General features: G+C 58.5%; 10 protein-coding genes and 1 pseudogene. 9 read left to right on the top strand and 2 right to left on the bottom strand.

From position 1 onward, the window contains the following. Positions 1 to 186: 186 nt before the first annotated feature. Together GGE33_RS23355 and GGE33_RS23350 are read right to left on the bottom strand one after the other, a co-directional pair. Positions 187 to 1653, bottom strand: coding sequence for a DUF1254 domain-containing protein (locus tag GGE33_RS23355; RefSeq protein ID WP_183828649.1), 1467 nt, complete (start codon positions 1651 to 1653; stop codon positions 187 to 189). Between the two features lie 83 nt (positions 1654 to 1736). Next, on the bottom strand, positions 1737 to 3176 hold the full coding sequence (locus tag GGE33_RS23350) for a DUF1214 domain-containing protein (RefSeq protein ID WP_343062634.1): 1440 nt from the start codon (positions 3174 to 3176) through the stop codon (positions 1737 to 1739). 126 nt (positions 3177 to 3302) lie between these two features. Between GGE33_RS23350 and GGE33_RS23345 the strand changes: the two are divergent. The 9 genes and pseudogenes from GGE33_RS23345 (at position 3303) to GGE33_RS23305 (ending at position 12066) form a co-directional block, all read left to right on the top strand. Beyond that, positions 3303 to 4446: pseudogene (locus GGE33_RS23345) on the top strand (alpha/beta hydrolase). 165 nt (positions 4447 to 4611) lie between these two features. Next, on the top strand, positions 4612 to 6255 hold the full coding sequence (locus GGE33_RS23340; RefSeq protein ID WP_183828647.1) for an arylsulfatase: 1644 nt from the start codon (positions 4612 to 4614) through the stop codon (positions 6253 to 6255). 68 nt (positions 6256 to 6323) lie between these two features. After that, positions 6324 to 7301 (top strand): AAA family ATPase, encoded by a 978-nt coding sequence (locus tag GGE33_RS23335; RefSeq protein ID WP_183828645.1) that lies wholly within the window; start codon positions 6324 to 6326, stop codon positions 7299 to 7301. 10 nt (positions 7302 to 7311) lie between these two features. After that, on the top strand, positions 7312 to 8262 hold the full coding sequence (locus GGE33_RS23330) for a DUF58 domain-containing protein (protein ID WP_183828642.1): 951 nt from the start codon (positions 7312 to 7314) through the stop codon (positions 8260 to 8262). Further along, on the top strand, positions 8262 to 8765 hold the full coding sequence (locus GGE33_RS23325) for a DUF4381 domain-containing protein (protein WP_183828639.1): 504 nt from the start codon (positions 8262 to 8264) through the stop codon (positions 8763 to 8765). Before GGE33_RS23330 ends, GGE33_RS23325 begins: the two co-directional genes overlap by 1 nt. Beyond that, positions 8758 to 9750, top strand: coding sequence for a vWA domain-containing protein (locus GGE33_RS23320; RefSeq protein ID WP_183828636.1), 993 nt, complete (start codon positions 8758 to 8760; stop codon positions 9748 to 9750). The genes GGE33_RS23325 and GGE33_RS23320 overlap by 8 nt, the downstream gene beginning before the upstream one ends. Beyond that, the gene (locus tag GGE33_RS23315; protein WP_183828633.1) at positions 9747 to 10769 is read left to right on the top strand and encodes a VWA domain-containing protein; all 1023 of its coding nucleotides are present in this window, start codon (positions 9747 to 9749) and stop codon (positions 10767 to 10769) included. The genes GGE33_RS23320 and GGE33_RS23315 overlap by 4 nt, the downstream gene beginning before the upstream one ends. After that, complete coding sequence (locus tag GGE33_RS23310) at positions 10766 to 10909, top strand: hypothetical protein (RefSeq protein ID WP_183828630.1); 144 nt, start codon at positions 10766 to 10768, stop codon at positions 10907 to 10909. Before GGE33_RS23315 ends, GGE33_RS23310 begins: the two co-directional genes overlap by 4 nt. Positions 10910 to 11028: 119 nt before the next feature. Further along, positions 11029 to 12066, top strand: coding sequence for a recombinase family protein (locus GGE33_RS23305; protein WP_246436427.1), 1038 nt, complete (start codon positions 11029 to 11031; stop codon positions 12064 to 12066). Positions 12067 to 12154 lie beyond the last annotated feature (88 nt).

The following is a 12154-nucleotide window of genomic DNA, read 5'->3' as shown; positions in this document are numbered from 1 at the left end:
ACGAAGGATATGTCAATGGGATATACGCCGCTACTCGATAAGCAACCATTAAGCTCTTGATGGGATTGGAACCGTCGACCACGACAATCTGCGAGAATAGCAACATTGTTTTTTCACAGAAATCCGCCAACACTAACGGCGTTCGATTTCTCGCTTTAACATCGATTCAACCTGGTTCCATCCTCATTATCTCCTAACCGATGGCGGCGTCCAGCTACCGTCAACAATCTCTATCTTCGGCCAATAGGCCCGAAGATAGAGAGAAAAATCGCCTGCGGGTGCTGGAAGCCAATTGGTCTCGAGATCCTTCCCTGGTGACGTGGGCTGAACGTAAATCGTCAGCGACCCGTCGTCATCGATCTTCAGCGTCTTGTTCTTGGTACCCAGCGAGTAGCAACCGAGCTCATTGGGGGAGAAAAAGTGCTGGGCATCGTACACCGTCAGCGACCAAAACCCATGAACAGGCGGCGTATTGTCCTTGGGGAACGTTACCTTGTAGCTGCTCGCTCCATTCAGCCGGCGGCCATTCGCATCTAGGTCCTGATAAAAGTATTTCGTTTCGGTCGGCGCATTGACGAGGATGTTGGATTTTGCCACCGCCGTGCGGGTAAAATAATCGGCTCCAAACGCCGCATTGTTGTTGGTCGTCGACCAGTGACCGTCGAGTTGTACCCCCCAATTCCGGAATTGTAGCAACGGATCGATCAGGTCCGCCTCGGCCTTCTTGGCCTCTTCAATCATCGCCGCCATCAGCGCCGGATCGCGTTCCGCCGCAGAAACTACTGCCCCAATCTGCACATACCGGGCTTCTTCACCTGGCAATGGAGGGGCGTCCTTCATGACCTCAGGCAATTGCTTGAAGAAGGTCTCGGGGAAGACCCACTTGGTTTCGGCAGACCCACCCTCAGCCGTGGGGGAACCCAGCGCTGGCAACGTGCGCCAGTCGTGCTCTTTGATTTTTCCGTCGAACTGCCCCAACGAGTACATGTCGATTTTCGAGATTTCCTTCTGGATCGCTTCCCGATCTTCGACCGTGTCGTCCAGGAAGACCCGCGGCACAATGAAGGCCGTATTGGTCTTTGCACGGAAAACCTTGGTGATCCCTTTGGGGACCTCACCCTTCCAATCCGGTCCAACGAGCAGATAGAATCCAGGTTTTGAGCCGTACATCGCGCCGAGCTGCGCAAAGCTATCCGTTCGAATATCAACGATCTGATAGACCCAAAATCTATCCCCGAAATCCGGCACCTGCAGCACCATAGGCGTCTGCTCAAGGGCAGCAACACCTGCCCCATAGACAACGTCCTGGTTCGGGCAGGCCACCCAACGCTGATCAGCCTTCACATAATCGGAAAGCATCGCCATCGAGTTGATCGGGGCAAACGGAAGTACCCCATTCATCAGACCAACCTTTGGAGACTGACTGAACGCAAGCCGGCGGTTATAGATGTTGATCATCGGCCACGCCCAGAAATAGGCGTCCCGGGCCACCGAGCGTGCGTATTGTTCGGTGATCTTTGTCGTCGTGTCGGGACCGTCCGGCATTTGCGAGTGCCAGACTGGCGATAGTGGCAGGGGATCCGCAACAGCGCCCGGCGAGATCGACAGGACCGATGCAGAGATAAGTCCAAGAACTGCAACCTCGAACTTCATCAGTTTTTCCCTTCAGAAGGTTGGATCACGAGGTGCTTTCGTCGCGACCCCGGTCGATCGGCCAGTCTCGCGACGTCCAGACGTCAATTGATTTTAACGAGTACCGGAGGCCAGTACGTCCCGTTGGCGACACCGTCGAGCGGCCCGTAAAATCGAAATGTCAGCCTGAACTTCTGGCCTTTCGGGATCGGCAACCAGTTTCCATCGGGAGCATCCGCGGGCTTTTCGTTTGCAAAGTAGAGGGTCAGCGACCCATCGCGGCCATATTTGGGATTCGTTTGCTCGTTGAGCAGGAACCGATTGATCGGGTTGGGCAGGACCCGGAAGCGAACGTTGTCGACAGCAATGACCGACCAGAAGTAGTTTGCGAACCGCGACGGTAGCGCATCCTTGGGAAAGGTCATCTTGTAGGCGTGATCCCCAGTAAGATCGTCCCCACGGTCATCCTTTCCGCCGCGATAATACAGTACCTCCGGCTTGACGTTCGCCCAGATGCCACCGTTATTGACCAGTGTGCGCGCGATATAGTCCAGACCATATTCGCCAACGACGCCGGGTCTTGCCCAACCGTTCTGGATCACGCCATGACCGATTGTCAGGCCTGCCCTTACGATTTCAGGGAATGCGTGTTGCCTGATGACGGCATCGATCCGGTCGCGCTCTCCCGCGTCCTTGACGATCGCCGCAACAGCGCGGGCGTCCCGCTGCAGTTGCTCCAGCCCGGGACTGAGATCGGGTTCGCTATCAAGAGCTATCTCTGCCGCCTCGAACGCTTCCACAGCCGGAAGATGTTCCAGCTCGAAGATTGGGGTTTTCGGTATATCGGGCAGTTTCGGGCTTCCTGTGGCCGCCAGCTTGAATTGGTGCTGCAGTTCGACGGCACGGTCGGGATCGCTGCCCAGCGCAACGCGTGCAAGGACCCGTGAATGCCCGACGGGAAGATCGATGCGCATCATGTCCGGCGGAAGATCGACATCTGCTCCGCGCAGACACGCCGCAAATTCACCCGAACGTCTGTTTGGAAAGACGCGTTCGTTGATATTGGCAAGCGTCTCTCCCCATCCGTTGAGAAACTGCACCGTGTAATAGCGGTCCTCGATCTTGGGCACTGTGACGATCGTGCAGCTCGTTTCGTCCACCGCCACCCACGCTTCCGAATAGGCAACATCGAGGTTGGGATTCGGCCAGTCGACGGCGCCAGGCTTCCGGTGAACTAGCTCGTTCCATTCGAAGCCTTCCTGAAAGTCGAGCTGCTGTTGACGTGTGATCAACAAACGACCGAGGAGGTAGATATAAGATTGACTGATTTGCTCGTCGCTCAGCGATGCCGCCTGAGCATTCGGCAAGGGGATCAGGAATGAGGCCGCAATCAACGCTATACCGATTTTGTTCGATACGAACATTTTTCTACTCCTTGGACGATATGTGCCCAGCGAGAGCGTGCCGATCGCACTCGTGATTTGGAAGTACGCAACGGTTACAAAGGCCGTAACATCGAATGTTACCGTTACGTACTTTGACACCGCCCGGACCAGCCTAGTGTGCCCATGACGTGGTCGATCTCGGGAAAGACTACGGCTTATGCGAAAGCGCTCCTGCCAGCCCTATCCTGCCTCTTCCTCACAGCCTGCGGACACCCCACTGTCGTGATGCAGCCAGTGGCAGCCACCGCGACGACGCAGGGGGTGACGAAGGTGGAGATGCTGGTTGCCACGGACACGTCAGCATTCGGGCGATCCCCGAACGCTCTTCAGCGGCGAGTGTAGCCCGAAGCCTTACATGACGGAGGTCGCCGTCTCTATTCCGCCGAAGCGGCCGGAAGAATCGGTACGGTGGCCGAAGCGACTGCCACCGGATCCCGCCACGAATTTTGCTGTCACCCGTGTCAAGCAGATCAGCACCCTATCCGAGGGCCGCGCATGGTTTCGCGCGCACGTACAAGGCGGCCATGCCTTGGTGTTCATCCATGGCTTCAACAACACCTATGAGGATTCCGTGTTCCGGCTGGCCCAGATCGTCCACGATTCAAAAATGGAGGCGACGCCGATCCTGTTCACATGGCCATCACGCGCGAGCCTCTTAGGCTACGAATACGACAAGGAGAGCACGAACTACTCGAGAACAGCGCTCGAACAATCGCTTCGGCTTCTCGCCCAGGACCCGAACCTCAAAGACATCACTGTGCTCGCACATTCGATGGGTACGTGGCTGGCGATGGAGGCGCTGCGGCAAATGGGTATCCGTGACGGTCATGTCGTTTCGAAGATCAACAATGTCATCTTCGCCTCCCCCGATATCGATATCCAGGTGTTCGCCAAACAGTATGTGGAGATGGGAGCACCAAAGCCGAGGTTCACGATATTCGTGTCTCAGGACGATCGGGCGCTGGCGGCGTCGAGCCTGATCACCGGGCGCGTGGCGCGGCTGGGCGGCATTGATCCGACGATTGAGCCATACCGGTCGCGCCTGGAAAGAGCCGGCATCACCGCTATCGATCTCACCAAAGTGAAGACCGACGACAGCCTTCACCACGGCAAGTTCGCCCAGAGCCCGGAGATCGTGCAGCTTATCGGCCAGCGGCTGATGACCGGTCAGCCTTTGACAGATTCAAACGTCACATTCGGAGAAGGGGCGACCGCGGTCGTCGGCGGGACTGTCCGCACCCTTGGCAACGTTGCGGCGGCTGCTGCCGCCGCTCCGGCCACCGGTCTCGATAGCCCTTCGCGCCCACCTCCTATCGACGTCAACGACACGCTGACGAGTGCCAACGACTCTCAGCCCCTCACGCAGTGAAAATCAGGCCGCGACTTCGGTAAGAGGTGTCGATGTTACCCTGCCGTAACCGTTGCGTACTTCAATTCACGTCCGTTGTTTCAGAAGGTCCCGTCAGCAAACGCCTTCGGCTTAACCAAGGAGAACGCGAATGGCCTACGAAGTCAGCAACGACGGGGGAGCGCAATGACCAGCCTCCCGAAACGCATCCTCACAGCGAGCGCCGCCTTCACGATCGCATTGACCTCGACGTCTCTCGCTCCACTTCCTGCGCTGGCACAGACTGCGCCGGCTGCGACGACAGCGCCCGGCGCCCCCACCAATGCAAAGCCGAACATACTGGTCATCTTCGGTGACGACGTCGGCCAGACAAACATCAGCGCCTACTCGTTCGGGGTCGTCGGATACCAGACGCCAAACATTGACCGCATCGCCCAGGAAGGCCTGAAGTTCACCGACTACTACGCCGAAAACTCCTGCACGGCAGGACGGTCGACCTTCATTACCGGGCAAACCTGCCTGCGTACTGGCCTGTGCAAAGTCGGCGCCCCCGGCGCCCCTGTGGGCCTGCAGGCCGGTGACATCACCATCGCTGCAGCTCTGAAACCGTTGGGCTACGCAACCGGACAGTTCGGCAAGAACCATCTGGGCGACAAGGACGAGTATCTTCCGACCAGGCACGGCTTCGATGAGTTCTTCGGCAACCTTTATCACCTGAACGCCGAGGAAGAGCCGGAGGCGCCGTTCTGGCCCAAGGACGATACAGAGTTCCTAAAGGCTTATTCGCCCCGCGGAGTGGTCAAAGCCTCGGCTGACGGCAAGATCGAGGATACAGGTCCTCTGACCAAGAAACGTATGGAAACGATCGACGACGAAACGACGGCCGCCGCGATCGACTTCATCGGACGGCAGGCCAAGGCAAACAAACCCTTCTTTACGTGGATGAACACCACCCGCATGCACGCCTTCACTCATGTGCGTGAATCGATGCGCGGACAGAGCGGAATGGTGGGCAATGACTATGCGGACGGCATGGTCGAACACGACGGCGACGTCGGAAAGCTCCTTAAAGCCCTGGACGATCTGGGCATCGCCGATAACACAATCGTCGTCTACACGACCGACAACGGGCCGAACCAGTGGTCGTGGCCGGATTCTGCGACAACGCCATTCCGCAGCGAGAAGAACACCAACTGGGAGGGCGCATTCCGTGTGCCCGCCATGGTTCGTTGGCCCGGGCACATCAAGCCAGACCAAATATCCAACCAGATGTTTTCCGGTTTAGATTGGTTTCCAACACTTTTGGCGGCAGCAGGCGACCCTGACGTCAAAAGCCGTCTTCTGTCGGGTTGGACGCCGACCGGCAGCGCGACCAGCTTCCGCAATCACCTGGATGGCTATAACCAGATCGACTACCTGACAGGTAAAAGCGACAAGAGTGCTCGCTCGGACTTCTATTATTTCGATGACGACGGCGATCTGGTCGCGACCCGCTACGACGACTGGAAGGTCGTCTTTAAGGAGCAGCCGGCACCCGGCGGCTTCGCGGTTTGGCAGACGCCATTTACCACATGGCGAATTCCGAAGCTCTTCAACCTTCGGATGGATCCCTACGAGCGGGCCGACATCGTGTCTGATCAGTACAACGACTTCCTGGCGAGGAACGACTATCTCCTCGTCAAAGGTCAGCTGCAAGGCGCGGCATTTCTCGAGACGTTCGTGAAGTATCCACCGAGCCAGCGGGTCGCCAGCTTCAACATCGAGGGCGTGCGCGCCCAGGTGGACAAAGCGATCGATCAGTCCTTCCGTGACCGCGGGATCGAGAAGTAACCTCCTTAGGCTGGACGCGCGCCATCGCCAAGGTGGCGCGCACCCGATCTCGATCCTGCGAGGCATCAATGACAGCACGCGACGATATTCTCGACCTCGGCAAACGCATGAGCCAGTCGATTATCGGCCAGGAGGCCATGGTCGAACGTCTGCTGCTCGGCCTGCTTTCGAATGGCCATCTTCTCGTGGAAGGCTTGCCGGGGTTAGCCAAGACGAGAGCGATCAAAAGCCTGGCGAAAAACCTCGATGCCGAGCTTTCCCGCGTGCAGTTCACGCCTGACCTCCTTCCGGCCGACATCACCGGGTCGGACGTCTATTTCTCCGAGGGAGGCAAAGGGGAGTTCAAGTTTCAGCAAGGCCCGATCTTCTCCAATCTCATCCTTGCCGACGAGATTAACCGCGCACCCGCCAAAGTTCAGTCGGCATTGCTCGAGGCCATGGAGGAACGGCAGGTTACTGTTGGCGGCAAAAGCTATCCACTCCCGCCTCTGTTCATGGTCATGGCGACCCAGAATCCGATCGAACAGGAGGGTACCTATCCCCTTCCCGAGGCCCAGCTTGACCGCTTTCTGATGCATATCGAGGTCGGCTATCCGGACGAGGCATCGGAAGCAGCGATCATGAGGCTCAATCGAAATGAGGAAAATGAGGCTCATGGCGCCAGCAAAGCGCCAGTTGAGCAAAAGTTGAACCCGCAAGCGGTCTTCGACGCGCGGAAGGAAATCGGGGCGGTAACCGTCTCAGACCCGGTTGAAAAATACATGGTCGCCCTCGTCTTCGCGACACGCTATCCGGGCCGTTACGACAAGGATCTGGCAAAGTTGCTGCAGGTCGGTGTTAGCCCTCGCGGCGTAATCGGTCTCGACAAGGTTTCCCGCGCCTACGCATGGCTGAAGGGTCGCGACTATGTCACACCGGACGATGTGAAGACGATCGTCAACGACGTCTTCCGTCACCGTCTGATCCTTTCATACGAGGCCCATGCTTCCAACACCTCGCCCGACAAGGTGATCGACAGGATCACCGAACTCGTCGCGGTGTCATGAGGGAGGCCAGATGAAACCGACAGCTCTCCCAGAAGGCGTTCATGTCTCAACCGACCAACTCGTGGCACTGGAAGCGCAAGCCCGCGACCTGAGCTTCGTTCAGAAGGCGCGCAATCACCAGCAGCTTGCCGGGCGGATGAATTCTGCAATGCGGGGCCGGGGGCTGACATTCGAGGAGTTGCGCGACTATCTTCCGGGCGACGACATCCGTTCCATTGACTGGAGGGTGACGGCGCGCACCTCAAGGCCCGCCGTCCGCGTCTATTCCGAGGAAAAAGAACGCCCGGCGCTCATCGTCGTCGACCAGCGGATCAACATGTTTTTTGGAAGCCGTCGTTCGATGAAATCAGTAACGGCCGCAGAGACGGCGATGCTCTGTGCCTGGCGGGTTCTCGGCTCTGGTGATCGGGTCGGGGGGGTTGTCTTCGGCGATGTCGATATTGACGAGATCAAGCCACATCGCAGCCGTAACGCCGTCATCGCGCTCGCCGACCGTATTTCAAAACGGAACTCGACGTTGAATGCGCACGCGACGTCCATCTCCACGGCTGATCAGCTCGATGAGATCTTGAGCACAGTCGCGAATATCGCGCATCACGATCATCTCATTGTGGTGATAACCGATTTTGACGGGCACACGGATCGCACGCGGGATCTTCTGCTGCGGATGTCCTTGCACAACGACGTGATCTGCTTGCTTGTCTTCGATCCGTTTCTACTCGATCTGCCGGCATCCGCCAATCTCGTCGTCAGCGGCGGCGCGCTGCAGGCCGTACTTCCTCTCAAACAGCAGGAAACCCGGACCGCAATTGATGCCTTTGCCCGCAATCGCGGTCGGGAGCTGCGCGCCTGGCAGAAAGAGCTTGGCCTTCCCATGCTCCCGATCTCTGCTGCGGAAGAGACCTCGCCTCAGCTGCGTCACCTTCTGGCGCAGTCTGCCTGGCAGCAAAGGAGGCGGTGATGGAAGAATCTGCCGTTGTCGATCCTCTGGCGCAGGTTTCCCTACGGTCGATGAAGGACATCGTTCTGCCGCCGCCAGTTTCCTGGTGGCCGCAAACATGGGGATGGTTGCTCCTCGTAGTGGTGGTCGCAGCCGTGCTCCTCGTGTGGATCTTCGCCATGCTGCGCCGTTATCGTCGCAACGCCTACCGCAGGGAGGCGCTTGCGTTGCTCGACGGAATCGAAAAACGGCTCGAACAACTTGAGACCCGCCAGACCGCAGTCGAGGATATCGCCGTTATCCTGAAGCGTGTCGCCATCGCAGCATGGGATCGCAGAACAGTCAGTCGATTGTCGGGCAAAACGTGGTCACGGTTTCTGGAAAAACACGGAAACGGACACGACTCCGGGCTTCTCGGAAGAATGGTCGACGATCTCGAATATCGTGACGCTACGATGATGAGGCCACCTCCCGAGAGGCTTGGAGGAGATGCGAGACGATGGATCGAGAAACATCATGTATGAACTCGCGACGCCTCTGCTTTTACTTGCGCTCCCGCTTCCGCTGCTTGTGTGGTGGCTGTTTCCCCCTCATCGAGAGACATCCGCTTCGATACGCCTGCCCTTTTTTGACAAGGTAGCGAAGGCGGCAGGTGTGACACCTACAGAGGGATCGGTGATGCCAAGGCGAGCCTTTTGGCAAACGGTGATCGAAGCGCTTGCTTGGGTCTTGGTCGTGGTCGCTCTGGCACGACCGCAATTCGTCGAACCGCCGATCGAAAAGGTCGAACCACAGCGCGATATCCTGCTTGCCCTCGATCTATCGCAGTCGATGGATACAAAGGATTTCAAAGCCCCTGATGGCACGGTTGCGGCCAGAGTCGACGCCGTCCGCGATGTCGTTTCCAATTTCGTCGAGAAGCGTCCCAGCGACCGCATCGGTCTGATAGTCTTCGGTGATGCGCCCTATCCACTCGCTCCATTCACCATGGACCACGCGCTAGTGCGAACGATGATCGACGATCTGGTGCCTGGGATGGCCGGTCCCAGAACAGCGGTCGGGGATGCCTTGGGGCTCGGCATTCGCATGTTCGAAAGGACGACAGTGCCAGACAAGGTGCTCATTATCCTGACGGATGGAAACGACACGGCAAGCAAGATGCCACCGCTCAAGGCGGCGGACATCGCAAAATCAAAGGGCGTGATTGTCCATGCCGTCGGCATAGGCGACCCTCGCGCCACGGGCGAAGACAAGCTCGATACGACGACGCTTGAGACGATCGCCGCAAAGACAGGCGGTCGTTATTTCTTTGGCGGAGATTCCACGCAACTTGCTACGATCTACCACGAGCTGGACCGGATCACACCTGAAGATCGAAAGACGATGTCCTGGCGTCCTCGGATTGAGCTATTTGCCTGGCCGCTCGGCGCATCCGTGATCCTCCTGACGGGTTGGTACGTCCTTTCGGGGTTAGCAGGTCTCATGCGAAGGCGGAGGACCGTTGCATGATCGCGGATTTCCACTTCCTGCGCCCTTGGTGGCTGCTCGCCCTTTTTGTGCCCCCCCTAGTGGCTTGGCTCGCATCCCGCTCCGAAGACCTGCACGAACGCTGGAAAAGTCTGATCGCACCGCATCTGCTGCACAACCTGATCGTCGAGCCCGATGCAAAGACCCATGCCCGCCCGTCGTTGTTGCTGGCTGCGGTCCTCGCGTTGGCGATCCTTGGCGTCGCGGGACCGACATGGCAGCGTGAGCCCCCACCGTTTGTGTCCGACACGGCTTCCCTCGTGATTGCCGTCGATCTGTCGAGGACCATGGACGAGAGAGACGTTAGCCCGAGCAGGATCGAGCGCGCCAAGCTGAAAATCAGGGATATTCTTGCCTCCCGATCCGGCGCGCGGACTGCTGTCATCGCTTACGCCGGAACTGCCCACCTCGTGGTGCCCTTGACGAATGACACGGACCTGATCGCGTCCTATACCGATGCGCTTGCCACACGCGTCATGCCGAAACCGGGTAAGGATACAACTGCCGCGCTGAAGCTGGCGACTACCCTGATGTCGGCGGATGGAACAGCTGGCACGGTCCTTCTGCTCACGGACGGGGTCGAGGCGGCAGCAGAACAGGCGCTGAACGGCAGCACCGTCATCCTCACCTTCGGTACGGCTGAAGGTGGCGTTGATTTGGAGGCATTGAAAAACCTGGCTGCCTCCAGAGGCTCCCCCGTAGCAACGGCCACCGACGATAACGCAGACATCCGCTGGGTTTCGCGGGAGGTTGCCACGAATTTTGCAGCCGCGTCCGCGTCTAGTAGTGACCGCTGGCGGGACATGGGCTGGTACCTTGTTTTCCCGGTGGCGCTTTTTTTTGCTCTGACCTTCCGGCGTGGGTGGGTCGTCAAGGTGGCGACAGAACACCCGCGCCCAAGACGAGCGCGGACGTTAAGGTCGAGCGGCTTTTCCGCGAGGCGATCAAGGCGGAGACCAACGCCGCGCGCATCAAGATCATGCCGCACGAGGTTTTCGTGACCCGGCCCAATGAAACGGGTTGGTATTGGCTTGGCAGCCGCGAGAACGTCAAGGATCAGATCCTGATACAGGGTTCGGACAACCGTCTCGCCGGCAACACCGACGCGGCCGCCGCCTATCGCACGGCGATGGGATACTAGCCACCTCCGCGCGACAATTATTGCCGCGCAAGACCACCTCGCCCTCAATTCTCGATCTAGGGGCAGCGCGCTCAACACTGCTCCATCACGCACCACCGTCAGGACATGATGACCTGGCAATGGCGCGGGCTCCCAAGCGATCCACGCCAGGCTACGATGTCCCCTTCTGTCCCCATACGACCCGCGAGGACCTTACGACCAAGAAAGTTCTGTTTTACGCCCGTTGCACCACCAGCCGTCAGAACCAGGGCTCGATCGAAACGCAGATCGAGCTCGGCAAAACGTTCGTCGCGGCGAAGGGCTGGAAGCTTATCGAAACCTATACCGACGCAGCGATCACCGGAACCTCGCTCGCATTACGCCCGGGCATTCAGCAGGTTCTGACCCATGTGAAGCGCGAGCAGATCGATGTCGTGCTCTGTGTTACCGCCGATCGGCGGTCGCGCGATGTCGAGCATGGTTCCAAGATCCTCAAGGAACTTAACTACCACTACACAGCAATCTGGACGGTTCAGGCTGGGCAGGAGATCAGCCCTATGGAACTGCATATGCGCTCCACGCTCAGCCATGAACTGGTCGAGCAGATCCGCTATCGCACCCGCGAAGGCATGAAGACTGCGGCCCGTAAAGGCAAGGCGACAACCCGCGTGAGCTATGGCTACCGACTTGGCCAGCAGCGCGATGCCAACGGCGACCGGATCAAGGGCCTTCGAGAGATCGAACCGGCCGAGGCGGAGATCGTGCGCTGGATCTTCGAACAGTATGCCGACGGCGTTAGCCCGGCGGCGATTACCCAAAACCTGAATGCCCGTGCCGTGCCGGCGCCACAGCATAAGTACTGGCGCGGCGACGGCAAACGCCAGACCGGCATCCTCCATAACGAACTCTATATCGGCCGGATCACCTGGAACAAACAAAACTACCGCAAGAGCCCCGAGACCGAACACAGAACAGCGCGCCTCAACGACAAAAGCAATTGGGTCGTGACAGAGGTTCCAGCCATGCCCATCGTTTCGGACGAACTGTGGGCGCGTGTGAAGGAACGGCAACTGACGGCGCTGGACAACTTCTCCCGCACGACCACCAACCGGCTGAACAGAACCCACCGGCCGAGCTATCTGTTGAGTGGCATGCTCGAATGCGCCGAATACGGATAACCATAGATCCTTCGCAGCACTTCCAGCGGATTTTTGCGCCCATGGCCGCCTGTAGGCATGACGGATCCGCTTTGCATGTCCTGAATGT

Source organism: Aliirhizobium cellulosilyticum (genome assembly GCF_014198105.1).
GTDB lineage: Bacteria > Pseudomonadota > Alphaproteobacteria > Rhizobiales > Rhizobiaceae > Neorhizobium > Neorhizobium cellulosilyticum.
Note: the sequence above shows the minus strand (reverse complement) of the source record. Positions and strands in the feature narration are given on the sequence as shown.

Coding starts and splice junctions, on each gene's coding strand:
- GGE33_RS23355 (WP_183828649.1), bottom strand. CDS start 1,653: ATGAAGTTCGAGGTTGCAGTTCTTGGACTTATCTCTGCATCGGTCCTG.
- GGE33_RS23340 (WP_183828647.1), top strand. CDS start 4,612: ATGACCAGCCTCCCGAAACGCATCCTCACAGCGAGCGCCGCCTTCACG.
- GGE33_RS23335 (WP_183828645.1), top strand. CDS start 6,324: ATGACAGCACGCGACGATATTCTCGACCTCGGCAAACGCATGAGCCAG.
- GGE33_RS23330 (WP_183828642.1), top strand. CDS start 7,312: ATGAAACCGACAGCTCTCCCAGAAGGCGTTCATGTCTCAACCGACCAA.
- GGE33_RS23325 (WP_183828639.1), top strand. CDS start 8,262: ATGGAAGAATCTGCCGTTGTCGATCCTCTGGCGCAGGTTTCCCTACGG.
- GGE33_RS23320 (WP_183828636.1), top strand. CDS start 8,758: ATGTATGAACTCGCGACGCCTCTGCTTTTACTTGCGCTCCCGCTTCCG.
- GGE33_RS23315 (WP_183828633.1), top strand. CDS start 9,747: ATGATCGCGGATTTCCACTTCCTGCGCCCTTGGTGGCTGCTCGCCCTT.
- GGE33_RS23305 (WP_246436427.1), top strand. CDS start 11,029: ATGGCGCGGGCTCCCAAGCGATCCACGCCAGGCTACGATGTCCCCTTC.